Here is a 23,004-nt window from a genome sequence, read left to right as displayed (position 1 = left end):
CCACAGCGCTGCGCGCTGTGCAAGCGGAAGCGGTCGCTGCGCTCCCGCTTGCCCGTGCTGCGCACGGGCACCCCCCTGCGCTGCGCTTCGGGGGGTGGTGGGGCCGGCCGCTGCGCGCCCGGCGGGCCGCGCATCGCGCGGCCGTGGCTGGCGGGGTGTCAGGTGCGGCTAGTAGGGCTTCCAGTGCGGGGGTTGGGGAGCGCTGGGCGCTCCCGGCGGGTCCGCTGCGCTCCCCCGCCTGACGGTCCTTCCGGCTGCGCCTCCAGAACCGTCGGGGCCCGCTGCCGCGGGCCGGGCTGGCTACGAGGGGGCGGGGGTCACTCGTTCGTGCGGGTTTCAGCGTATCGGATGCATCCGGCAGATGCACATGTAGGATTGGCGGAAACACGGGACACCCTCCAACCGCTTGGGGGCAGGATCGAGAGGGGAAAGAAACTTGAATTCGTTGAGCGTCGAAATGCGCCTCAAGGCGCGGGAGGAAATCCAGCGTGAGGTTACCGGATTGACAGCGGATCAGGTCCACGAGCGGTATGTGGCTGCGGGTGGCCTGGAAAATCGCGAGGACCAACCGCGACCGCTGAGCGTGGAGGAGCGGCTGACGGCGGTCCGGCGGAACGAACTGCGGCGCATCTGGACCTTGATGGGTGGCGCGAGCTGGGACGCCTACTCCCCCGAGCGCGACGCGCAGGCGGACCGCTGGCGCCAGGTGCTGCAGGACCGTCAGGAAGGGGAGGGCGGTGGGGCGGTGGAGTCTGACTCCGGGCTGATCCGCTATCGGATCGTGGCGCAGCGGACCGACCCGGTGCACCCCGGTGCCTCGGTGGTGACGAACTACGCCTACGCACGGTCCGTTGAGGAGGCCGTGGCCAAGGTGCGCCGGGCGAAGGAGAAGCCGGGCGGCCTGTACGGGGACCAGGGCCTGTACCGCGTTGTGGAGGCCGTCGAGGAGAGTCCGCAGAGCGAGGCGCGCCAACTGAGGGCCGCTCGCGGGCAGTTCCTTACTGCGGTCATGGACGCCGCTGTTGCCGCCCTGGACGACCAGTCGGCGTCTGCCCGCCCTGAGCTGACTAGCGTCCTGTCCGAGTTCTTCTTCGACACCGTCCTCGCGCGCGCCATCGTCTCCCTCGATGACGGAGCAGACGACGACGCTCAGCTGCACGCCAGGGACGGCGAGGTGCTGTCCCGTCTGCTCCTGGCTCACCTCTCCCGCCACGGCCTGGACCTGGTGGAGGCAACCGCCCACACCGGCGACCGGGCCGCCCGGTCCGAGCCGGTGGACGTCGGCCGGCCTTCAGTCCATGACGCGAAGGTGGAGGAAGGCAGCGAAGCGCCGGCGGAACTTGTCGAGCGCGTCATGGGCATCTGCGGGCAGCACTACACGGACGTGACCGGTACCGACTCCGCGCAGTGGGACAAGGAACTGGCCCGCGAGCTGGTGCGCCTGGCGCTGCGGACCGTACGTCTGGCGGACCGGGAGGCGTACCCGCAGGCGCTTCAGGCGTACCTGGGCGAGAACCGTGCGCGGCTGGAGAAGCTGTGGCGCATCTACGGGCCCGCCGGGGTCTTCCCCCGCGGCGTCTACCACCTGGTCGAGCAGCCTGAGTCATTCGTGCTGTGCGAGCGGATCGACAACGACCCGATGTGGCTCAAGGGGGTCTGGGGCCGGGAATTCGAATCGGAAACCCTGCTCGAAAGGCTTGAGCAAGCCTGGCTGTACGGCACTAGTGAGAGTGATGGGCGATGAGCAGGATTCCGCTCAAGGAACATCAGGTCGACCAGAAGTCGGCTTTCCGTAGGTGGGTCGGATTCCCTGCAAGATCATCTGTGCCGCCGGAGGGTGCCCGGGGCACGATCGTGTCAGCGACCGGCTCCGGAAAAACGATCATGGCCGCCGCGTGCGCGCTGGAGTCCTTCGCGGACGGCCGGGTTCTGGTGATGGTGCCGACTCTGGACCTGCTCGTGCAGACCGCCCAGGCGTGGCGCCTGGTGGGCCACCGGGCGCCGATGGTCGCGGTGTGCTCGCTGGAGAACGACGCGGTGCTGAACGAGCTGGGGGTGCGCACCACCACGAATGCGATCCAGCTCGCCCTGTGGGCCGGGTCCGGGCCGGTCGTCGTGTTCGCCACCTATGCCTCCCTGGTGGACCGCGAGGACCCGGAGGACCCTATGGGCCGGCGGAAGGTTCGCGGGCCGCTGGAGGCCGCTCTGGCGGGCGGAGAGCGGCTCTACGGGCAGCGCATGGACGGCTTCGACCTCGCGATCGTGGATGAGGCCCACGGAACGGCCGGTGATCTTGGTCGTCCGTGGGCGGCGATCCACGACAACCAGCGGATCCCCGCCGACTTCCGGCTCTACCTGACCGCGACCCCGCGCATCCTCGCCGCGCCCCGGCCCCAGAGAGGTCCGGGCGGCCAGGAGCTGGAGCTGGCGTCGATGGGCCAGGACTCTGAGACGTACGGGCCGTGGCTGGCCGAGCTCGGGCTCTCGGAGGCGATCGAGCGGGGAATCCTCGCCGGGTTCGAGATCGACGTCCTGGAGATCCGCGACCCCTCGCCCGTCCTCGGGGAGTCCGAAGAGGCGCGGCGCGGCCGGCGCCTGGCCCTGTTGCAGACCGCGCTCCTGGAGCACGCCGCCGCGCACAACCTCCGCACGGTCATGACGTTCCACCAGAAGGTCGAGGAAGCAGCGGCGTTCGCGGAGAAATTGCCCGAGACCGCTGCCGAGCTCTACGTGAACGACGCCTCGGACGAGGACCTGGCCGCCGCGGACCGGCTGCCGAAGTCCTCGATCGACGCGGAGTTCTACGAGCTGGAGGCCGGCCGCCACGTGCCCCCGGACCGGGTGTGGTCGGCGTGGCTGTGCGGCGACCACCTCGTCAGCGAGCGGCGCGAGGTGCTGCGGCAGTTCGCCAACGGCATCGACGCGAACAACCGGCGGGTGCACCGCGCGTTCCTCGCCTCGGTGCGGGTGCTCGGGGAGGGCGTGGACATCACCGGCGAGCGGGGAGTCGACTCGATCTGCTTCGCGGACACCCGCGGCTCGCAGGTGGAGATCGTGCAGAACATCGGCCGCGCGCTCCGGTTGAACCGGGACGGCTCCACGAAGGTCGCGCGGATCATCGTGCCGGTGTTCCTGGAGCCGAACGAGGACCCCACCGACATGGTCGCCTCCGCCAGCTTCAAGCCGCTCGTGGCCGTGCTCCAGGGCCTGCGCTCGCATGATGAGCGCCTGGTCGAGCAGCTCGCCTCCCGCGCGCTCACCCACGGACAGCGCAAAGTCCATGTCCGGCGTGACGAGGACGGGCGGATCGTCGGGGCCGGCGGCGAGGGCGACGGCCAGGACCAGGAGCACGACGACGACACTGACGCCGCTGCCGAGTCCGCGCTGCTGCACTTCTCCAGCCCGCGCGACGCCGCGACGATCGCCGCGTTCCTGCGGACCCGCGTGTACCGGCCGGAGTCGCTGGTGTGGCTAGAGGGCTACCAGGCCCTCATCCGGTGGCGGAAGGAGAACGAGATCACCGGCCTCTACGCCGTTCCGTATGACACCGAGGTCGAGGTCGGCGTCACCAAGGACTTCCCCCTCGGGCGGTGGGTGCATCAGCAGAGGAAGGCGCTGCGGGCCGGAGAGCTGGAGGAGCGCCGCAAGCTGCTGCTCGACTTGCCGGAGGCCGGGATGGTGTGGGAGCCGGGCGACGAGGCGTGGGAGGCCAAGCTCGCCGCGCTCCGGTCCTACCGGCGGGCCATGGGGCACCTCGCGCCGCGTCAGGACGCGGTGTGGGGTGAGGGCGAGGCGATGGTGCCCGTCGGGCAGCACATGGCCAACCTGCGCCGCAAGGGCGGGCTCGGGAAGGACCCGAAGCGCGCGGCGGAGCGGGCGAAGCAGCTGGCGGAGATCGACCCCGACTGGAACTGCCCGTGGCCGCTGAACTGGCAGCGGCACTACCGGGTGCTCGCCGATCTGGTCGACGCCGACGGTCACCTGCCCTACATCGCGCCGGGCGTCACGTTCGAGGGTGATGACATCGGCACCTGGAGGTGGCGCCAGCAGGAACCGGGTACCTGGGCGCGGCTCCTGCCCGAGCAGCGCGAGCGGCTGGCCGCGCTGGGTGTGCGGGGCGCCACCCACCCCGTGACGGCCACCGCCCCGGCAAAGCTCCCTGAAACGCCGGCCGACGCGGCCAAGGGGCCGAAGAAAGCCGGGAGCAAGGCCCAGGCGGCGTTCCAGCGGGGCCTGGCAGCCCTGAAGCAGTGGGTGGAGAAGGAGGGGCAGCGGCCCGTCCCGCGCGGCGCGATCGTGGAGATCACGGTCGACAGCGCAGCGGAGCCGGTACCGGTGAAACTCGGCGTATGGATCTCCAACACCAAATCGAGGCGGGACCGGCTCACCGCGCAGCAGCGCGCCGCGCTGCGGGAGCTGGGCGTGGAGTGGGCGTGACGCCAGCACCACCCGACCATTGAGCCGGACGGTAGGAGCAGAGGCCCAGCAGCGGGCGGGTCACCGTGTCCGGTGTCCCACGCAGCTTTGCAGGCGGCGACTCCCCCCCCCAGCGTGAGCCGTTTTGCGCTGCCCATTGTGATCACTGCGGCGGATTGGCCGGCGCCTGCGTGAATGACTTGCGCAGGTATTCATGTACAGCAGCTTCGGGGATGCGGAAGGACCTGCCGGAGGGACCGGAGCGGATAGACGGCAGGTGTCCGCTCTGCACCAGGCGGTAGATGGTCATTTTCGACACCCGCATGACCGAGGCGGTCTCCGCCACGGTGAGGACGGGCATAGTCTGCGCTGTGAGGCGCGTGGCGACGACAGTGAGAGCAGCTCGTAGTTCCTGCGACGCAACGGCATCGAGTTCGTCCCAATGCAGCAAGCTGAGGGCTTCCAGGGCCTCGGACAGACCGTCGATCGCCTCGGGCCCTTCATGGGTACGAAGGCGGAACATGGCATCGCGAAGTCTCTGCAGGCCTGTGTCGTCACTGGTCAAGGAGTCGAGCGTGGTGAGGATCTCGGTGGCGGCCTGCTCGGTCACTGGTCCGATTCCGTGGACGATGACGTTGCGCAGGTGGGTGATAGTGCGGATGGCCCTGGCTGTGTTCTGTGGGGTCCGCTCCCGCAGGCGTCGTGCTGCGTCAGTGCCTAGCGATGACGCGTTGAGCAGTGTGTTGAATTCGTCGTCCCGGCTAGTCATCGCGGTCCCCCCCTTCTGTTCTGCTTGGCTTTGGTTCTCCACCGGTACAGCAAGCCTTCGACGGCTCGAACGGTCGGAGCATCTACCAACTCCCGTATCTCGTCTTGTGAGTAGCCGTCCAGGGTCAAGGCCACGACGGCTTGGGCACGCGGGTCGTTGATCTCCCCCAGTTCGTCCAGGACGCCCAGGTTGCCCAAGACCTCCTGGGCGACGCCGACTGTGCTGACGGGTGGCCTGTAGAGCTCCTTCTCCCGGCGCAGGGCGCGGTGTTGGCGGGCTTCGCTGGCCCGGTGCCGGCGGAACTCGTTGGGGAAGTCGTACGCGCACGCCCCCATGAAGTAGGTGGTGATGCTTGCTCCGCCCTCAGGGGTCCATCCCTTGTCGACCAGGGCCTGCTGACGGAAGCGCGGCAGAGCTCGGGCGATGGTCATGGTGGCCAGTTCCTCGCGCAGGTCGCTGTCGGTGGCAAGGTCCTCCAAGTCGAGTTCGTGCGGGTTGAGGCCGAAGCCGCGCTGGGCGACCAGGTCGAAGATGTAGCCGGAGTGCATCCAGCCGCGCAGGACAGAGATCCCGTAACGGACGAGCTCCTCCACGAACCGGTCGTAGAGCGGGCCCTGGAAGCCGTCCTGCTCGAGCATGGCCACCAAGCGTCCGTCGGCCAGTCGGCGGTCGATGCTCGCCTGCAGCCGCCGCGCCTCCTTGGTCTGGCGGCCGCTCATGGTGACGGGGGCACCGAGCAGCCGCTGCGCGTCGTGCGGGCCGTCGTTAGGTTGTAGGTTGCGGGCGCGCGGCCGCGACCTCCTCACCCGCGCCGTCGCCCTGCATGCCCTCCCCTTCCGGTTGTCGTCTCCGCCCCCTTTAGCTGTGCAAGGGGACGGCTCGCCACCAACCGCGCCGGCCCACTCGCAAGCTCCCGGGCCGCCGCGGCCGGCGCCGAGACGACCCCTTGTAAGTGCGCCCCCCACGGCCACCCCACGGACTTTTCCAAGATTCTTTTGCGGTCCTCAAGGCCGGGAAATCAGGCCGTGGGGTGGGGATCGGGCGGGCACTTACGAGCAGACGTCACATCATCAACCTCTGGGGAGAAATAGTGAGTTCGCCCGTGCCGACGCCTCAAGGGCCGGCCCCATTCCTGACGATCCACACGGCCGTCGTCCTTCTGATCGCGGTTGTCATCGGCCTGATCGTCGGAGGGCTCACCTTCCTCAGCGGCGGTGCCGTGGCCGCTGCCGTTCTGGCCGGTCTGACCGCAGCCGGTGTCAGCATCCCGGTGCTCCGCTCACTCATCGGCTGAGGTTCGGCCACGGTCTTCATCGACCTTCCGAAGGAGGCACCGTGGATCAGCTCCCGCCGGGCTTCAGGACAGGGCACTGCTCCTTGAGGTCTTCCGCCTCACCGGGGGATGATCAGATCGGTGAGCTGCCCCGCGGTTGGCATCCGCCCGCGGTTGACGACGACCGCGACGAAGATGACCACGACCGGCAGCAGAGGGATGAGAGCAGCGTCGGGCAAGCCGAGGAACGCTGCGCCAGCCATCACCAGGACGACCGTGAGCCCCACCGCGATCGCCCGCAGACGCTCTCTCGGCGCAGCCGGAGTCACGCCTGCGAGGTGGTCTGCGTCGAGAAGCTCGTCAATACGGCCCTCGGCGTAGCGTTCGGCAATGATCAGGAGCATCGCGGTGAGGTCCTCCAGGGCAGGGCCCGGCTTGGAGTCCTGTCGTGCTTCGGCTTGTCGTAGCGCGCCCACCACTAGGGCGGCATGAGCTTTGAACTGCCGTTCGTTGTGTCGTCTGGCTCTGGCGCGGCGGGTCCGGTGGGCCCTCCAGATGGCGCGCTCGACCGGCTGCACGGAGACGCGCGGGATCTGGCAGTCCGGCTGGGTTTCCTCCCAGCGCCGCAGAACCGCGGCGCACTGGGCAGCGACCGTCAGCAGGGCCACGACCGGCCAGCAGCGTCGGTCCTCCATGCGGGCACTGTCCCCGTCCGCGTGCCTGGTGAGCCCCTCCAGGTCATAGGCGGCAAACGTCGCGCCTCTGCCGGAGCCGGTCAGGTTCATGCGCTTGATGAGTCGCACTTCAGCGGTCAGGATCAGGGCCCAGATGAGAACTTCCGTCCCTCTGCTGATCGCGGAAAAGTCCCAGCGGCGCACCAGCATCGGCACAGCCACGAAGTTGCTGAGCAGTGCCTGCACTACGCCAGGCTGCGGCCCGGGATCTGCGCTCAGCCGCAGATGTTCCCAGTCGGCCATGTCGTCGATATGTCCCACGATGTACAGCAACAGTACAAACCGGATGATCTTGAACGGTCCGGCCAGAGGTCTGGCACGCCACCACCGCACGACATACCCAGGGGCCAATCCATGGCCGCCGACCCGGTCTCGTATGCGTGGTGGCAGCAGCAACATCTGTGTCAGAAGCGGAGCAGCTCGACGCACCCCCGAGTCGGCACGCCATCGCTCGAAGCTCTCCAGAGACGCCAATCCCCAGCGTTGAACTGGCCCTGGAAAGAGGAACAGGGCCATTGCGACCAAGACCAACCACGGAGTGACCGCGAAGAGGAGACCGTTCAGCACCTTGGCAGTCTCCGTCTCCTGGGGCGGCGGCCACCGCCACCACTGACCACAACCGGGCTGCGCGCTGGTGGGCTTGAGCGACATCCATCAACCAGCGGGATGAACCCCGGCATCACGTCAGCGCGGGAGCATCGGCGCGCCGCCGGCCCGCTGGACAGGCAAGGAGGGGTGGGTGACAGCAGCAAGGCTGTCACCCACCCCTCCTACTGCTCGGTCGGGCTGTTTCGCAGCCAGGTAGCGGTGTGGCCGCCGGGCCGGCCGACACCCAGAGCGCAGGGGCCTTTCGGTCCGCCCGCCGAGCCGACCTGGTCATCAGCCCGCCCGCGAGGAATCTTTTTCGCAGACTATGAGGCATACCGCTCTCTGATTCATCGCACCGTGGTGCGATGAATCAGAGAGCGGTGAGAGGTGTTGGGGCGACGGCTGGTGATCGTTACTGCAGGGCGCTGTCCCAGTCGAGATGAGGGCTTGTCATGGCGTCGCCGGTGCTGCTGAAGGTCCACAAGCCGTGGCGCGTGCGTCCATCTGCGTTCTTGCCGTAGTTGTAGAAGATGGCGAGGTCTGACTTGCCGTCGCCGTTGAAGTCGCCGGAGACGGGCTGGCTGGAGTTCCAGTTCCAGCTGGTGGTGCTGTCCCAGACCTTCTTCGGAGCTGCGACACCAGTGTCGGTTCCGGCCATGGTCCACAGGCCGGTGTGATTGCGGCCGTCGGTGTCCTGTCCGTAGTTGTAGAGGACGCCGATGTCGGTCTTGCCGTCGCCGTTGTAGTCGCCGGAGGTCAGGGTGCTGGCGTTCCAGTTCCAGCTGGTGTCGCTGTTCCAGACCTTCTTCGGGGAACTCAGTCCGTCGGCGCCGCCGGCGAACCACAGGCCGGTCTGGTTGCGACCGTCTGCGGCCTGTCCGTAGTTGTACAGGACAGCGACGTCCATCTTGCCATCGCCGTTGAAGTCACCTGAGGAGACCTTGCTGGCATTCCAGTTCCAGCTGTCGCTGCCGCTGTCCCAGACCTTGACGGGCGCCTGGAAGCCGTCGCCGGTGCTGTTGAAAGCCCACAACCCGGTGTGGTTGCGGCCGTCGACGGTCTGACCGTAGTTGTAGAGGACGCCGATGTCGCTCTTGCCATCGCCGTTGTAGTCGCCGGAGGTGAGCTTGCTGGAGTTCCAGTTCCAACTGGTGCTGCCGCTGTCCCACACGATCTTCGGAGCCTGGAAGTCGCTCCCGGTACTGGTGAACAGCCACAGCTTCGTCCGGTTCTTGCCGTCGGCGCCTTCTCCGTAGTTGTAGAGGACGCCGATGTCGCTCTTGCCATCGCCGTTGTAGTCGCCGGAGGTCAGGGTGCTGGAGCTCCAGTTCCAGCTGGTGTCGTTGTCCCACACCACACGCGGGGCACGCAACGAGGTGCCGTCGCTATTGAAGATCCACAGACTGGCCAGGCTGTGCCCCTGGGCGTCCTTGCCGTAGTCGTACAGCGCCGCCACATCGGCCTTGCCGTCACCGTCGAAGTCACCGGCGGTCACCTGCGCCTGCTGAGGCAGGGAGCGAACCTGCTGGATCCACGCGTTCAGGTCGTCCAGACGAGTGTCGAGGGCATCGGTGCGCTTTTCAGATTCATCGGTGCCCAGGCAGCCGCCCTGCCATGAGAGGCTGGTCAGCGCGACGAGTTCGGTCTTTCCGTTCCTCTGCCGGACGACGGGACCGCCGGCGTCACCGGCGCAGGCCGCGTCTGCAGCGGTCTTCCCACTGGTGGCGAGGGTTTTGTCGGCAACTGAGTCGACGTTGAATGTGGCTGTGTGCAGTTTGTTCGGCGCCCATTCGGACTTGGTCCGGCCAAACCCTGCCACCTTCAACTCGTCGCCGGGCGTGGGTGCGGTCAAAGCCAGCGAGACGGGGGTGATCTCGGTGGTGGGTGTGGCAAGCCGTGCCATGACTAGGTCCCGGTCGCTTCGGGGGACGAGTTCGACGACTTCCCGGACCTGACCGGTCGTAGTAGTCAGATCGGTGCGGCCGATAGTGGCCATGGTCTTCCACTTGGGCTTGCCAGCAGCGACCTGGAGCGTGGCGGGGTCATCGGCGAAGCATCGGGCGGAAGCGACGAGCCACTGCGCGTCAACCAGCGCTGCGGAGCAAGCACGCTGACCACCGCCTATGTCCAGGCGGGCGGTGAAGGCGAAGGAACTGTCGGCGGCATCACCGGTGACCGCGCGTGCATTGGTGACGGTGAGCAACGCGGATGCGACGGTGGTAGCGAGAAGAGCACTTGTCAGCGCCCCACGGGGGCAAAACTTTGACACGTTGTGTGTTTCCCTGGTGACTCGAAGAACGCGCGGTTGGTCAGCTGGGAGGGACCGTGGGCCGACCGGCGTGGCCCGGCGCGTGCGGAGTGTTTAGGCGGGGCGGATGCTTACCGCGTAATCAGAGGCAGAGCCGAGTATGGATCAGCCGGTGACGCGGAGTTCGACGAGGACGGAGCGCAGTCCGGTGTCTCCGGCTTCCCCGACGGGCTGGTAGTCATTGGTGGGCACATTGACAACCGTTTCTTTGCCTTCGGCCTGCAAAGTCGCCGTAACGGGGTGATCCTCGGTCCAGACTCCATAGGCGTCGGGGAGTTCGAGGGTCAGGAAGCCTGTCTTCGTAGTGGCACGGAAGCAGTAGCCCCCGTTGTCCAGACGCGACTCGATCTTGATGTTCCACGTGTCGGTGCAGTTGACGAGCGTGATGTGGCCGTCGCCCCGTTTAAGGGTGATGCCTCGCTCCTGGCGGATCCGATCGGCGCCGGGGTAGTTGAAGTCCTCGACGAGGCTGGGCATCAGCGTGGCGGTGCTGGTAGTGGCCACTGCTGGTGTGCTCTGCACCGATGCCTGGGCTCCGGTGGTCAGGGCCACCGCTCCCAGAGATGCCGCCAGGGGAGCGGCGAGTCCGACCAGTAGCGCCTTGCGGGCACGCGGTATCGCCATGTGTTTCCTCCTCAGAGTGATGAGGGAGCCAACCCCTCTGTGCGACGAGGGAGATGGGCCCTCCGCTAGGCGAAAGTAAAACACATGTAAGAATCAGGTGAACGTACCCTGAGCGCCTCTTACCCGGGGTGGCGTCGGAACATGGCTCGCTCGCCGTGGGACCTGAGGGCTCCACGGCAGAAGCGCTTGCCACCTGTCAGCCATCAAGCGATACAGGCATGTCCGATGGGCGCGTTTCTGGCCCATGTTGCTTAACCTATGGGCTTTTGTCATGGAAGGAGTCACCAGGTGCAAAAGCTATCCAGTCCCATACGCAAGGGACTGAGGCGCAGAAGACGGACGAAGAGGAGCAAGACAGCTGCCGCTGCGGTCTTGTCCACGGTGCTCGCGACAGGACTGCTGGGAGGGACGCCTGCTGCCGCCGCTGACCCGACGACGGTTCCGGACCGCGGACTTGTTGTTGGTTACTGGACAAATGGGGGTGCGGGAGTCAAGGAGGCTGCCGAGCGGGCGTTGCTCGGCACCGATGACGACGTCCGGCAATTCCTTCAGACTGAGCCTGACATTCGACTGGCCGATGACAGAGTCGATGCCAGCCGGGTCCTGAACGCGGGTGGCCCGGCTGTGCGTGAGGCGGCCAAGGCGGCGTTGCAGGGTACGCCGGAGGAACTGCGCGCGTTCTTGAAGGACGGCTGGAAGGCGCCGCATCAGCAGGACCAGCGGGTTGAGGTTTCGCGGGTTATCAACCTCGGTGGCGCGGGTGTGCAGGACGCGGGGAAGAAAGCGCTGCAGGGTTCGCCCGAGGATGTCGCGGCGTTCCTGGACAAGGGCCAGTACACCGCGCGGATCACGGACAACCGGGTCGAGGTCTCGAAGCTCTACAACTCCGGCGGGCCCAATGTGAAGGCAGCGGCCAAGCTGGCGCTGCAGGGCAGCCCGGACGACATCGTCGAGTTTCTCGAGGTGGGGCAGTTCGTCGCGCGCAACCGCGACCAGGAACACGCCACCATCGCGCAGTTGACCGAGCAGGCCAAGGCAGCCGGCAAGCAGGCCGAGGATGCCACCAAGGCCGCCCAGGAGTCTTCCGACCGCGCGATCGCGGCGAGCGAGCTGGCCAAGCAGGCGGCGCAGAAGGCGGCCAAGGAGACCGAGGCCGCCAAGAACGACGCCACCCGCGCCGCGGTCAAGGCCAAGCAGGCCGCTGACGCCGCTCGCGCTGCGGCGGACGCGGCGCAGACCGCGATCAGCGCGGCGAACGCCGCCAATCGTTCGGCCCGCATCGCGGCCCTGGCGGCGGCGCAGACCGCCAACGCTGCCGCGGCGGCCGCTGACGCTGCCACGCGGGCCTACAACGCGGCGATCGCCGCGGGCAAGGACAAGTCCGAGGCCGCGAACGCGGCCAGCATGGCGAAGGCCGCCCGAGCCGCCGCGAACCTGGCAACCGAGTCGGGAAAGGCTGCCGAACAGGCGGGTAAGGCGTCGTTGGCGGCTGCCAACGCGGCGACGGCGTCCAAGAGTGCTGGGGCCAACGCCGACCTCGCGGCCGACGCCGCGGACGAGGCCGCCGCGTACGCCGGCTCGGCAGGCGCATCCGCGGCCGAGGCCCGTGCGGCCGCCGCCGAGACACGCCGCCACGCGAACGAGGCCAACCGCGCCGCTGACGCAGCCGAGGCACTGGCACGCAAGTCGGCCACCGCCGCCCTGGGTGCCCGCGACGCCGCGAACTCGGCTGCCACGCACGCCAACAACGCCGCGGCGGCTGCCGAGGAAGCAGCGGCGCACGCGGGAGAAGCAGCCGATGCGGCAGCCGAGGCGACCAAGCAGGCCAATGCGGCCAAAGTAGCGGCCGACGCCGCCACCACTGCCGTGGCCACCGCCCAGGAGACCTTCGACATCGCCCGCGAGGCCGAGGCCGAGGACCTGGCCACCCGCACCACCGCGGCGATGGAGCGCGCCAAGTCCAACAGGGACGCGGGTGACCAGTTCACCAAGGCCATCTCCGGCAGCGTCTTGGAAGGCAGGGCCATCACCCGGGACACGGAGGCCCTGTCGGCCGAGGCCGCCAAGCCCGACGCCGACACCACGGACCTTGTGCGCAAGGGCCGTGCCGTGGCATTGCGCGCAATGAAGTACTTTGGCTCCTGGCGTCAGGAAGCCGCCGAACAGGCGCTGTCCGGCGATGACCAGGACGTCCTGGAGTACCTGCGTACAGGCTGGCGGGAGGGCGAGCAGGCCGAGATCCGCCAGCAGGTGGCCGATCTGGCCTCCGGCAGCCCGTACGAGTCGGTCCGCACGGCGGCCACCGAGGCTCTGAAGGGCACCGACCAGCAGATCCGCGACTTCTACACCACCGGCCAGTACGAAGCCGGCCTCGCCGACTACCGCGTCAAGGTCTCTCAGATCCACAACACCGGCGGGCCCGGCGTCAAGGAAGCCGCCGAGAAAGCACTGACCGACGGCAGCGCCCAGGCACTGCTCGCCTTCATCAACAGCGGCCAGTACATCGCCCTCAACGCGGACGAGCGGGTGACCGCGAGCCAGCTGGTGAACAGCGGCGGTCCCGAGGTCCAGGCAGCGGCGAAGATCGCCCTGTCGGACTCCGCGTACCAACTGCACGACTTCATCACCGTCGAGCAGTACATGGCCGACCGTAAGGATCAGCTCGCCAACACCCATGTCGCACAGGTTCAGCGTCTGATCGCCGAAGGCGGCATCATCGCCGCCAAGGCCCAGCAGAACCGTTGGCTCGCTGCCAAGGCCGCAGCCGAAGCTAACAAGGCCTCCGCCGAAGCCGCCACCGCCGCAGCCGAAGCCCAGAAGAGCGCCGACCAGGCCGCCGGATACGCCACCCAAGCGGACAAGGCGGCCGACAACGCCCAAGCCAGCGCCACGAAGGCCGCCAACTCCGCCACCACCGCACGCCACGCCGCCGACCGGGCTCAACAGGACGCGGTCGCCGCGGAAGAGTCCGCAGCCCAGGCGGAGTTCTCGGCCGACTACGCCCGCACGTCGGCTGCCAGGGCCCAGGCTGCGGCTGCCGATGCCCGCGTGTCCGCTCTGGCCGCCGGCAAGAGTGCGGCGGAGGCCGAAACCGCGGCTTCCCAGGCGTGGAGCCGGGTCAAGGAGTTGCGCGAGTCCGAGGAAGCCGAGGCACGTCGCCAGGCGGAAGCGCAACGAGAAGCGGCACGGGAGGACAAACCCGAGCCACGGCGTTGCGTGCCCAACCCCAACCACGATCAAGTCGGCGCGCTCATCAACTGTCTCTACGGCCCGGGCGATGCGGTGCTCGAGGTTCCCAAGCCCGATCCGACCCTTACGGCGATCGCCTGGACCATATTCGGGGTCAACGATGTGGTCGACTGCTACGAGAACCCGACACTCGGCAAGTGCATCATGGCCGGAATGTCGATCCTGCCCGCCGGCAAGCTCAAGCTGCTGAAGGGCGTCGACGACGTCGAGAGCGCCGTCAAGAGCTCTCGGGTCGCCAAGGCATCGCACTGCTTCAGGTGCTTCCTCGCGGGCACCAAGGTGCTGATGGCGGACAACTCGGTGAAGAACATCGAATCCGTGGAACGGGGCGACATGGTCGTCGCCACCGACCCGGAGAGCGGCTACACCGCCACGCGTGAGGTGACCGATCTGATCGTCACCGAGCATGACAAGCGGTTCAACGAAATCACGGTCACCACGCGCCACGGCAAGGAACACATCACCGCCACCTATGAGCACCCGTTCTGGTCACCTTCACAGCGGCTCTGGGTGGAAGCCGGTGACCTGCGTGCGGGCATGACCTTGCGTACCGTCGACGGAAGCACAGTCGTCGTCGCGGGCAACCGCTCGTTCAGCCGCTACGCGCGTACCTACAATCTGACCGTCGACGGGCTGCACACCTACTATGTACTCGCAGGCACCACACCGGTGCTGGTGCACAACTCCGACTGGTGCACCGACGCGGAACGAATCGAGGACGCCGGGGACATCGCGCGCGGACACGCGGGGAGCAAGCACGCGGGCGACTTCCCTGGTATGTCTGTGGACGACATCGAGAAGCTGGCCAGGGACGTCATGTCCAACCCCGCGAGGACCAAGTCCCTGGGAAGCGGTCGTAAGGCCTACCAGGGCAAGGACGGCTCGACCATCGTGATCCACGATCCGATGCATCCGGACGCCGGTACGGTATTCCGTCGGGATCCGACCACTTTGGACGAGTACTGGGAAGGGCTGAACTGAATGCCGGACGAAGGAAGGGCCCCCAGCTCGCTGCTGGCCCCGGACGAGGTCGAGTTGCTGTGCAGGGCCCTCTTGGAGTGGAGCGGGCCTGCGCGGTGCAGCGACCAACTGGCCGCTGGTATGGGATTCGGGAACGCACGGGACCTCGTGGTGCAGAGCCGCCAGCTGCGGGACGCCCTGGCGCGGGACGTCCCGCTCGGTCCCGCGGACTGGGCACGGACTCTCCTCGCGGTGGAGATCGTCTTCGTCAGCGATCTCGCCGGATCGGGAACCGAATGGCGCACCACCACCGGATTCCCCGACGAAGAGACCGTCGTGAAGATCCGTTCGATTCAACGAAAGCTGGCCAGAACCGTCCGCTCCTACTACGGAAAGACACCGGCCTGAGTCGTCGGGGTTATGGCCATGCGGTGAGGCTGGGCGTGGCCTGACGGCCAGGTCGACACCGGCCTCGGCGAATGCCCGGCAGTCACGGCGGCTGCCGGGCACCGTGCCGCCCGCCGCGTCCGGGCGGCCGGTGGCGATCATGACGGCCTGCAGGTCGAGGACGGCCTCGCTGTCGTGGTCGTTGACCACTCGACACCTGAACTTGATCTTTAACCTTGCTGCTGTTTCAGGCGGACATGCTCGGTGAGGGTTTCGACTCGTTTCACGGTCTTCCCGGGCTCGTGGCGTGGGGCTGACCTGCGGTTCTTCGAGCCGAGTGGGCGTCCGGGGCCAGGTCGCGTGCGTTTCGGCACGCTGGCGGGCCGGGCGGTCTTCACGCGGAGGTGGCGGAACCCCCGGCGGACCCGGGCAGGGGTGAGCCGACGAGGCTGCGCCGGCCGCTCCCAGGGGCGGCGCAGATCCTCGGCCCAGTGCGGCCGTCAGCGTCTGCTCGCCCGTCCGTCCCAGCCGCCGCCACACCGCCGCGTCCGCGCCGTGCTCCTGGAGCTGCTCCAGGGTGGTCACCACGACGGGCACCGCCTGGCTAGTCCCAGGCCGTGATCCCCCGGTGGATGGTCTGGAACCGGCGCGGCGCCCAGTAGCGGCGGCCGGCCTCCTCCAGCACGGCGACCGTGTTGGCGACCTTCGCCTCGGTGGTGTCCGCGAACACGAACGCGAGTGGCACCAGACCCTCCCGGCCGGTGGGCGGGTAGACCCGGCGCCACAGCCGCTTCTCGTGGTCGACCAGCTGGTCGATCGCGTCCGGCCGGGAGCGGACCAGGTCCACGGTGTGCTTGTCCGCGTCCTTCGGCAGCAGCCGGCCCCACTCCCAGTACCGGCGCAGCTTGTCGACCAGGTCGTGCGCGTCCTCGCTGCGGCGGTCGATCTCCAGCAGCAGCACCGGCACCCCGGCCTCCGGCGCCCGCACCACCAGGTCCGCCCGCTGCACGTAGCCGTCTGCGAGCCGGTGACCGATCTCGGTCTGGAATCCGAGCCGGTGACCGATCCCGGCACGGTGGAGTTCGGCGGCAGTCGAGGTGACCGCTGCGGCATGGTCGTCGTAGCTGGTGCCGAGCAGCTCCCCGGTATCCGGGTCGTACTTCTCCTCACGCAGCGCGGAGACGCGTATGCCCTTGGGCTCCAGCAGCTTCTTCGCCTCGCCGTGGCCTCGCTTGGTCAGCACCCACACCTGCCGCTGGTCCTCCCGGACCAATTCGATCCTCACCAGGTGGTGGTCCTCCAAGTCCAGGAGGTTGTCCCGCGTGAGCTTGTCGTGCTGATTGTCCGGACGGGTCAGCTTCCACAACTGATCTGGCGTCGCCCGCTGGAAAATCCCCAGCGCTTGCAGCAGTTCCCTCCGCCTGGGCTCTGTCGAGTTCTTCCTGTGAGTAGGACGCCTTTGGACATGAGAGTTGTCGGACCTGCGGCGCCCCCCTGTCCGCCTGGGCTGACCTGCGGAAACGCCCGGCCCTTGGCGGCGGGGCGCGGAGGGGGTGATGGAGGGGTCCACGGAGGGGGCCTCTCCGGTCCGGTCAAGGGGCTGCTCGGGTTCGTCTGCGGTGCTCGCCACAGGGTGCTCCTGGAACGTGAGGGGCGGGCCTGTCCCGCCATTCACCTCGTACAGGTGTGGGATTCAGGCTCCGTGTGACGCCGGTCTGGGAAAACCCCTCCGTCGTGACCGCATCGTGATCAACCCGGAGAGGGGGAGAGTTCTCCCCTGTCAGTGGCCGGGCTCTGTCCACAGGGCTTCAAGCCGAGCATCGGTTCCGAGGCCGCCGCGACCAGCGGGGCGGCCCGTACGTGAGGAGCCGACATGCCCGACACCATCCCGCTCACCCCGATGACCCCGCACGCGGCCATCAGCGCCTTCAACTACCTCCGGGCCGTCCAGGCCGACGACATCGACGCCGCCCGCAAGTTCGCCGGCGCCGAGCCGCGGATGCCCGAACTGCTCGTCGACGCCGCCACCCGGATCGTCGTCCCGGTCACCGCGCTGCCCGGCCCGGACGCGGGCGAACCGTGCGAGGACACCTTCGCCCTGGAGGCCCTCGGGCGCGTCTTCGTGGCCTCGCTGCGGACCTGGGCGCGCTCCGGGCCGGACACGGCGCAGGGCATCGCCCGCGCCGTCATCGACTTCGCGCAGCAGTTCCTCACCGACGACCGCGAGGACGTCGCCGACACCCTGCGCCAACTGGAGGCCGTCGGCGTGGGCCAGGCCCTCGATGCCCACCCCGCACCGGCCGGCTCGCAACCGGTGCGCCTGACCATCGCGTAGGACGCACCGGACGATGGGTGGTGCGGCGGTGGCGCGCATCGGGACCGTCCCACCGCCGCACCGCATCGCCCATCGTGGTGCGCTCCGCCGGCATCACCGCACCAGGCGCGCGCCCCGGCCGGGCGAACCCCTATCACCGCCCCCTTGACCACGCCCTGATCGCGAGCTTAAACCGCCGATGTCCAGGGGAAACGCTCTCGGTAGCAGAGCTGGACAAGGGGGTAGCGGAGCTGGACAAGGGGGGTGGCGGAGCCGGACAAGGGGGTTGCGCGCGTCCGGCCGCACCTGGACAAGGAAGGTGGCGCCGCAGCGCACCGGTGCGCTGCGGCGCACCGGGCGTGCGCGAGTGCCGGGCATCGTCGGCGTGGTGCGGCGCCGGGCGCGGTGGCGCACCATCGCGGTGCGCCGCACCAGAGCCCACTCGGTGGACGATGCCCGGCATCGTCCACCGCAGCCAGGCGGTGGAGTGCCGCACCCGGGACAGGGCGCGGGCGTCGCGGCGCGCGGCCGCGTTGCCGATCCGGTTCTGCCAGGGGCGGGGCCGGCGCGAGTTCCGCGCGGCGAGGCGGCGCTTGGTGGCGTCCTGGAGCCGTCGGCGCTGTTCGCCCAGCTCTTTCTTCTGGGCCGCCTTCGACTTCGGCGTCCGGGGCCGCTTCCAGATCGGCTGCCACCCCAGGGGCTCGTCGGGCTCGGGCTCCTGGTCCTCGTCGAGCGCGGCGGCCATCTGCTCGCGGGCCGCTTGGGCGCGGGCGAGGGCCTCTTCACGGCTGGGCTGGTCTTCCGGGATGCTCACGTGACTCCTCCGGTGGTCCGGCCCGGCGTGTGCTGGGCGCCGGGCTGCTGGGTGTGCGGCGGCGGGGCCGTCGCCGGGGCGGGCTGCGGTCGCAGGCCGTGGGCGGCTTCGCGTGCCCGTCGGCTGTCCTGGAGCGTGGCCGCCAACTCCGCAGCGGCGGCTTCGAGGGTTCGGCGGGTCTGCTCCACCGCGTCGACGCCGGTCTCTGGCTCCAGGAGGCGGCCGGCCTTCGAGCCGGTGTGGAACGGCCGGGGGTGCGACCTCGAGGCGGTGGGCACGGCGACGGCGTACGGCCGGGGGCGGGAGCCCAGGCGCTCCGCGCGCCGCGCGGCGCGGGCCCGGGCGGCCAGGGCGCCGGCGGCGAGGCGGGCCCGCTCGTACGGGGGCGCGGTGCGGTTGCGGGTCAGCGGGCGCAGCACGGCCTGGTCCTCGGTGTCGCGCGGGTACAGGGCGCGCAGGTCGGCGGTCATCTTCCGGCCGCGGCCGACGGGGCGGGTGTAGTGGTCGAGGACCGTCTGCACGATCGTCTCGTCCAGGCCGGGCTTGTGGGGGCGGCCGCGCAAGGCGTAGGCGAGGTGGCGGCGGGCTTCGGCGAGGAGGTGGTGGCGTGCGAAGGCGCCGCGCATCACGTACACCACGGCGACGGTGGCCACGGCCGCCAGGACGACGTCGACCACCGGCCGCACCCGCGCCCACACCGCCGCGGCCGCCGCCCGCGCCCGCTGTGTCAGCCGGTCGACGGCGTCGGCGCCGTAGGCCCGGATCGCCAAGGTGCGCCATCGTTTGCGTAGCTCGGTCAGCGACCGCATCCCCGTGCGCTTGGGCGGGCGGGTCTGGTCGGCGGCCTGGCAGGCCAGCGCGTAGCCGGCCTTCTCGCCCGGCGCGTGCCCGTGCTTCTCCTCGTATCGGGCGGTGAGGACGGGCAGCGCGTCCTCGATCTGCTGACGGCGGGTCGATTGCCAGCCGATGAGCCGCCGGTCGATCCCCGCGATCTCCATCACGGGCCGGCGGCCCGGAGTCACCTCGCGCGGCTCCCACGCCCACCCGAGCCGCGCGGACACCTCCTCCATGAAGTGGAGGAGGTAGAGGCAGTCGGCGGCGACGATGTGGGCGAGCATCGAGTCCGCCGACAGGTTGCCCCACGTGCCGTCCGGGCGCCGGGCGCGGATCGAGACCACCGCGTGATCGTGGAGCAGTGGCTTCGATTCGGCAGCTCTGGACTCGTAGTGCCGAAACACCGCGACGATCAGCCCGTCCTTCACCGGCCGGCGGTGCTTGCCACCGCTCCCCCACCGGATCTGCGCGACCGACTCCTCCAGCCACGCCAGCGTCTTGTCCCGGGCGATGTCCTGGCACAGCTCCAGCACCGCGCGGGTCTCGTCATCCCCGAGCGCCCACGCGATGTGCGCCGTCGACGGCGCCCGGAACACCAGGTCCATCGCCAGCCACGGCGTGCGTTCCTTCGCCGTCTCGGTCTCCAGCGACTTGTTGTGCTCGATGGGCCTGCCCAGCACGGTCGCCCGCCGCGCCTGCGCCGGGCTCTTGCCCTGCGCCAGGAGCTCGCGCTCGATCCGGTCGGCGTCCGGGTGCCGGCCCTCCCCCAGGAGCAGTTCGGCCTGCCGCTCGCTCACCACGTCCCCGGCCGCCAGGCCGACCGCGGCCATGCCCCGCCCCTTCCACACGCCGGGCGGGACACCGGCTTCGTCCTGGGCGGCGCGCAGCGGCGTGCCCGCCCGGCGGTGGCCGTCACCGACCATCACGCCACGGAAGAGGTAGGACCACCCGTCCCCCGGGCCAACCTTCGATTTACTGATCACCGGCCCATGGAACCCCGGCACTGACCTGCGGAAAAGCGCGATCCCGGGTCCGTCCCGCCGGGCGGGAGACCATCACCAAGTCTTTGCCGCATCGCCCGCCAGGCGGGCCGCGACGCCAGCCCGAGACAGTAAGCCACCGACCTGTGCACAGTTCGCCGCATGACTACTCAGATGCTCCACGGAGACCTCTGCCCGCGGTGCGGCCGCCCCCTCACGCTGCAGCCGACCACCGTCGTCCGCTCGAACGTGCCGTACCCCATCACCCGGGCCGACTACCTGCCCTACTGCGACCCCTGCGCCAGCGACCTGCCCAACGCACAGGAATGGAACGACCTGATGAACGCCCGCTACGGCAGCTGACCCGGATCGTGCGAATACTGCGCCACGACCGCATCAGCATCACCCACCACCACTGAGCACACCGCGTCACCGACGCCCTTCCACACGAACAGCCACCACCGCCCCCGGCCGACCGGCCGGGGGCTTCGTGCGTCCTGGAGGAGTTCGCCGTGCCCACCTACGAGACCCTGCCGCGCTTCGCCACCGACCTGGACCGCCTCACCCCGGAGCAGCGCCGCCGATTCCGCCGTGCCGTGGCGGCCTTCGTCGAGGACCTGCGCACCGGCAGCTTCCGCGCCGGCCTCCGCGTCAAGCGCGTTCAGCGCGCACCGGGCGTCTACGAACTGACCTGGTCCATGGGCACCGGCCCCGCAGGACGCGCGACCTGGCAGTTCGGGCCCGCGCGCCGCCCCGGCACACCGCACGTCATCTGGCGCCGCATCGGCACCCACGACATCCTCACCGGTCCGTGAGCCGGGTTCGATGTCTGCTGGCCAGCTGCGTCCAGACACGCGGAGGGGCCGGTTTCCCAAACTTGGGAAACCGGCCCTGAGCCTGAGATGCGCTACTTGGGGGCAGCCTTCGTGACCGTGGCCGCCCAGGAGGCGATCTCCTCAGCGAGGCGCCGGGCGTCTTCTGGGCTCTCCTCGAACGCTTTCTTCACCAGCCCCCGGGTGAGGTGCTTCTTGGCGAGGGCCACCGCGTTCTCCAGCTGTCCCACCGCGCTGGGGGTGGTGACGGGGTGGCTGGTGCTACTCAGCACCTCGCCCTGGATGGCCTTATTGGGCTTGCCGTACCCGAGTTCGTCGACGGCCGCCTTGAGGGTCGCGGCGGTGGGCTGACCGTTCCTCTTCTCGGCCTTCGCCCATGCCTTGCTGACGGCTTCCAGGCCGTTGTGTCGGAGCACCGGGGCGAGGACCTGGACGTGGCCGGTGTTGGCTCTTACTCCCTCTGGGAGCGCCTTCTGCACCTTGGCCGTGGCGACCAGGAGGTAGCCGTGGGTGGAGGAGTAGGCCCACCGCCGCTTCACGTAGTCGACGAAGCTCTCGTACTCCGGACGCCACAGCTCATCGTCGTGGATGAGCGCCAGGGCGGGGCCGGCCTCCCGGCTGAACCGCTCCTTCGCCTGCCGGACCGTGAGCTCCGCGTTGTCCTGCGCCTTGCCGATGATGCCCTCGAGCACGGCCAGGCGCTCCGCCGCCGTTCCCTCGTGCGCGGCGCGCGGGAGTGGAACGAGTCCGACGGGTGCGTCGGCCGGGTCGGCTCGGTCCGCAGCCTTCTGCAGTCCGCCGCGGCCGGCCTTCGCGGGAGGTGCGGCGGCTGCGGCCTTCTGAAGCAGTCTGGAAGCCATCAGGCGCCCTTCTGTGTGACGACGTGATCCAGGAGCTGCCCGTACCAGTTGCGGAGCTTCTTGGCTTCGCGACCGGGGGCGGAGGTGATCGGCGCGCAGGCCACCCGGCACTCCTCCCGTACGGAGTAGCTGACGATTCCCGGGTACTGCCCTTCGTCAGCGGTGAGGGTGTCGAGGACCATGTCGCCGAAGGTTTCCACGAGCTGCTGGTTGACGAAGTGATTGACGGCGCGCATGTCGTCCTTCTTCGGCAGGATGCTCCTCACCACCCCGGCAATCTCCAGGTGTTCGTTCATCCCGCTGCCGGGGGCGCTGACGAAGCGGATGGTGCGGAGCGCTTGCTCTGCTCCTAGTCGGCCGTCGGCGGTGAGGGTGGCGGGGATCAGCACCTTCTTGGCGGCGATGAGCGCGCAGGTGGCGAGCTTTCCGCCTGCGCGTGGCGGGACGTCCATCACGGCGAGGTCGATCTCGCCGTCCAGCCCTTCCAGGGCCCTGCGCAGCCGCGCCTCGAACATGGTGGAGTCGGTCTCCCGACGGCCGAGGGGCCGTTCGGAGGGGAGCACCCAGACGTTGGACGGCCATCCCTCGCCGGCCCGCACGATCGCGTCGTGGATCAGTTCGGCGGGGTCACCGGGAGGTGCGTCGGCCTCGGGGTCGATGTAGAGGAGGTCGTTGAGGGTGAAGCGGGGGTCCTTGACTCCGAGTTCCTCGGTGAGCGTGGCCCGGGGATCGAGGTCGACGGCGAGGACGTTCAGTCCGCGTTCGGCGGCTTCGGCCACCATGCCCGCGGAGTTGCTCGTCTTCCCGACGCCTCCCTTCTCCGAGTAGTTCGCTACTGCGTCCACGCTCGACCTCCACCTGTGCGATCACTTCCGCGCCGGATCGTCGCTGCTCAGGCACCCTCCAGGCAAATCAGCGTGGTGGGATGCGTGGCGTTGACCTGCGCGTACGGGAGGCAGCGTAGCGGTCAGCCGTTTCCCAAATTTGGGAAACGCCCGTGCTGTCGCCCGCCCCGACGACTCGCCGCAGAGTCCAGAACGCAAAAAGGCCCGGCACCCCGC

17 protein-coding genes and 2 pseudogenes are annotated in these 23,004 nt (G+C 69.1%); 8 read left to right on the top strand and 11 right to left on the bottom strand.

All coding sequences use genetic code 11. From position 1 onward, the window contains the following. Positions 1-445 precede the first annotated feature (445 nt). Complete coding sequence (locus tag AB0N63_RS34615) at positions 446-1,744, top strand: hypothetical protein (protein WP_365535654.1); 1,299 nt, start codon at positions 446-448, stop codon at positions 1,742-1,744. Next, on the top strand, positions 1,741-4,437 hold the full coding sequence (locus AB0N63_RS34610) for a Helicase associated domain protein (protein WP_365535652.1): 2,697 nt from the start codon (positions 1,741-1,743) through the stop codon (positions 4,435-4,437). Before AB0N63_RS34615 ends, AB0N63_RS34610 begins: the two co-directional genes overlap by 4 nt. A gap of 142 nt (positions 4,438-4,579) precedes the next feature. Here the strand turns inward: AB0N63_RS34610 and AB0N63_RS34605 are convergent, their stop codons facing one another. Continuing rightward, positions 4,580-4,777 (bottom strand): helix-turn-helix domain-containing protein, encoded by a 198-nt coding sequence (locus AB0N63_RS34605; protein ID WP_365535664.1) that lies wholly within the window; start codon positions 4,775-4,777, stop codon positions 4,580-4,582. Between the two features lie 404 nt (positions 4,778-5,181). Then, entirely contained in the window at positions 5,182-5,904 is a 723-nt protein-coding gene (locus AB0N63_RS34600) for a hypothetical protein (RefSeq protein ID WP_365535650.1), read from the bottom strand. Between the two features lie 383 nt (positions 5,905-6,287). On the opposite strand from AB0N63_RS34600, the gene AB0N63_RS34595 reads away from it, so the two are divergent. Further along, positions 6,288-6,479, top strand: a complete 192-nt coding sequence (locus AB0N63_RS34595; protein ID WP_365535648.1) for a hypothetical protein — start codon at positions 6,288-6,290, stop codon at positions 6,477-6,479. A gap of 98 nt (positions 6,480-6,577) precedes the next feature. Here AB0N63_RS34595 and AB0N63_RS34590 read toward each other — a convergent pair whose 3' ends face one another. From AB0N63_RS34590 to AB0N63_RS34580, 3 genes are all read right to left on the bottom strand, one after another. Next, a complete protein-coding gene (locus tag AB0N63_RS34590) occupies positions 6,578-7,591 on the bottom strand; it encodes a hypothetical protein (RefSeq protein ID WP_365535646.1) in 1,014 nt (337 codons plus the stop codon). A 601-nt stretch (positions 7,592-8,192) separates the two neighbouring features. Further along, on the bottom strand, positions 8,193-9,983 hold the full coding sequence (locus AB0N63_RS34585; RefSeq protein ID WP_365535643.1) for an FG-GAP-like repeat-containing protein: 1,791 nt from the start codon (positions 9,981-9,983) through the stop codon (positions 8,193-8,195). A 210-nt stretch (positions 9,984-10,193) separates the two neighbouring features. Further along, complete coding sequence (locus AB0N63_RS34580; protein ID WP_365535640.1) at positions 10,194-10,712, bottom strand: hypothetical protein; 519 nt, start codon at positions 10,710-10,712, stop codon at positions 10,194-10,196. A 381-nt stretch (positions 10,713-11,093) separates the two neighbouring features. On the opposite strand from AB0N63_RS34580, the gene AB0N63_RS34575 reads away from it, so the two are divergent. Together AB0N63_RS34575 and AB0N63_RS34570 are read left to right on the top strand one after the other, a co-directional pair. Further along, on the top strand, positions 11,094-14,942 hold the full coding sequence (locus AB0N63_RS34575; RefSeq protein ID WP_365535661.1) for a polymorphic toxin-type HINT domain-containing protein: 3,849 nt from the start codon (positions 11,094-11,096) through the stop codon (positions 14,940-14,942). Beyond that, positions 14,943-15,329, top strand: a complete 387-nt coding sequence (locus AB0N63_RS34570) for a hypothetical protein (RefSeq protein WP_365535638.1) — start codon at positions 14,943-14,945, stop codon at positions 15,327-15,329. It abuts the gene before it with no gap. A 209-nt stretch (positions 15,330-15,538) separates the two neighbouring features. Here AB0N63_RS34570 and AB0N63_RS34565 read toward each other — a convergent pair. Both AB0N63_RS34565 and AB0N63_RS34560 read right to left on the bottom strand, forming a co-directional pair. After that, positions 15,539-15,796, bottom strand: a pseudogene (locus tag AB0N63_RS34565) (transposase); the annotation flags it as partial. A gap of 116 nt (positions 15,797-15,912) precedes the next feature. Beyond that, entirely contained in the window at positions 15,913-16,674 is a 762-nt protein-coding gene (locus tag AB0N63_RS34560; protein WP_365535635.1) for a hypothetical protein, read from the bottom strand. Positions 16,675-17,181: 507 nt separating this feature from the next. On the opposite strand from AB0N63_RS34560, the gene AB0N63_RS34555 reads away from it, so the two are divergent. Then, the gene (locus tag AB0N63_RS34555; RefSeq protein ID WP_365535632.1) at positions 17,182-17,643 is read left to right on the top strand and encodes a hypothetical protein; all 462 of its coding nucleotides are present in this window, start codon (positions 17,182-17,184) and stop codon (positions 17,641-17,643) included. Between the two features lie 445 nt (positions 17,644-18,088). Here the strand turns inward: AB0N63_RS34555 and AB0N63_RS34550 are convergent. Further along, a pseudogene (locus tag AB0N63_RS34550) lies at positions 18,089-18,436 on the bottom strand (hypothetical protein); the annotation flags it as partial. After that, on the bottom strand, positions 18,433-20,193 hold the full coding sequence (mobF, locus tag AB0N63_RS34545) for a MobF family relaxase (RefSeq protein WP_365535630.1): 1,761 nt from the start codon (positions 20,191-20,193) through the stop codon (positions 18,433-18,435). The gene mobF and the pseudogene AB0N63_RS34550, both read right to left, overlap by 4 nt. A 219-nt stretch (positions 20,194-20,412) precedes the next feature. On the opposite strand from mobF, the gene AB0N63_RS34540 reads away from it, so the two are divergent. Further along, entirely contained in the window at positions 20,413-20,613 is a 201-nt protein-coding gene (locus AB0N63_RS34540; RefSeq protein WP_365535627.1) for a hypothetical protein, read from the top strand. Between the two features lie 149 nt (positions 20,614-20,762). Then, complete coding sequence (locus tag AB0N63_RS34535) at positions 20,763-21,065, top strand: hypothetical protein (protein WP_365535625.1); 303 nt, start codon at positions 20,763-20,765, stop codon at positions 21,063-21,065. A 92-nt stretch (positions 21,066-21,157) separates the two neighbouring features. Here the strand turns inward: AB0N63_RS34535 and AB0N63_RS34530 are convergent, their stop codons facing one another. Continuing rightward, positions 21,158-21,943 (bottom strand): hypothetical protein, encoded by a 786-nt coding sequence (locus tag AB0N63_RS34530; RefSeq protein ID WP_365535622.1) that lies wholly within the window; start codon positions 21,941-21,943, stop codon positions 21,158-21,160. Then, complete coding sequence (locus tag AB0N63_RS34525) at positions 21,943-22,788, bottom strand: ParA family protein (protein ID WP_365535619.1); 846 nt, start codon at positions 22,786-22,788, stop codon at positions 21,943-21,945. The genes AB0N63_RS34530 and AB0N63_RS34525 overlap by 1 nt, the downstream gene beginning before the upstream one ends. Positions 22,789-23,004 lie beyond the last annotated feature (216 nt).

Source organism: Streptomyces sp. NPDC093260 (assembly GCF_040683715.1).
GTDB classification, from domain to species: domain Bacteria; phylum Actinomycetota; class Actinomycetes; order Streptomycetales; family Streptomycetaceae; genus Streptomyces; species Streptomyces sennicomposti.
The sequence above is the reverse complement of the archived record's forward strand: the minus strand, read 5'-3'. Positions and strand labels throughout refer to the sequence as shown.

What these genes read in the sequence shown, in the direction of transcription:
- AB0N63_RS34610 (WP_365535652.1), top strand. Translation starts at nt 1,741, where the DNA reads ATGAGCAGGATTCCGCTCAAGGAACATCAGGTCGACCAGAAGTCGGCT.
- AB0N63_RS34605 (WP_365535664.1), bottom strand. Translation starts at nt 4,777, where the DNA reads ATGCCCGTCCTCACCGTGGCGGAGACCGCCTCGGTCATGCGGGTGTCG.
- AB0N63_RS34600 (WP_365535650.1), bottom strand. Translation starts at nt 5,904, where the DNA reads ATGAGCGGCCGCCAGACCAAGGAGGCGCGGCGGCTGCAGGCGAGCATC.
- AB0N63_RS34590 (WP_365535646.1), bottom strand. Translation starts at nt 7,591, where the DNA reads ATGTTGCTGCTGCCACCACGCATACGAGACCGGGTCGGCGGCCATGGA.
- AB0N63_RS34580 (WP_365535640.1), bottom strand. Translation starts at nt 10,712, where the DNA reads ATGGCGATACCGCGTGCCCGCAAGGCGCTACTGGTCGGACTCGCCGCT.
- AB0N63_RS34570 (WP_365535638.1), top strand. Translation starts at nt 14,943, where the DNA reads ATGCCGGACGAAGGAAGGGCCCCCAGCTCGCTGCTGGCCCCGGACGAG.
- AB0N63_RS34555 (WP_365535632.1), top strand. Translation starts at nt 17,182, where the DNA reads ATGCCCGACACCATCCCGCTCACCCCGATGACCCCGCACGCGGCCATC.
- mobF (WP_365535630.1), bottom strand. Translation starts at nt 20,193, where the DNA reads ATGGTCGGTGACGGCCACCGCCGGGCGGGCACGCCGCTGCGCGCCGCC.
- AB0N63_RS34540 (WP_365535627.1), top strand. Translation starts at nt 20,413, where the DNA reads ATGACTACTCAGATGCTCCACGGAGACCTCTGCCCGCGGTGCGGCCGC.
- AB0N63_RS34530 (WP_365535622.1), bottom strand. Translation starts at nt 21,943, where the DNA reads ATGGCTTCCAGACTGCTTCAGAAGGCCGCAGCCGCCGCACCTCCCGCG.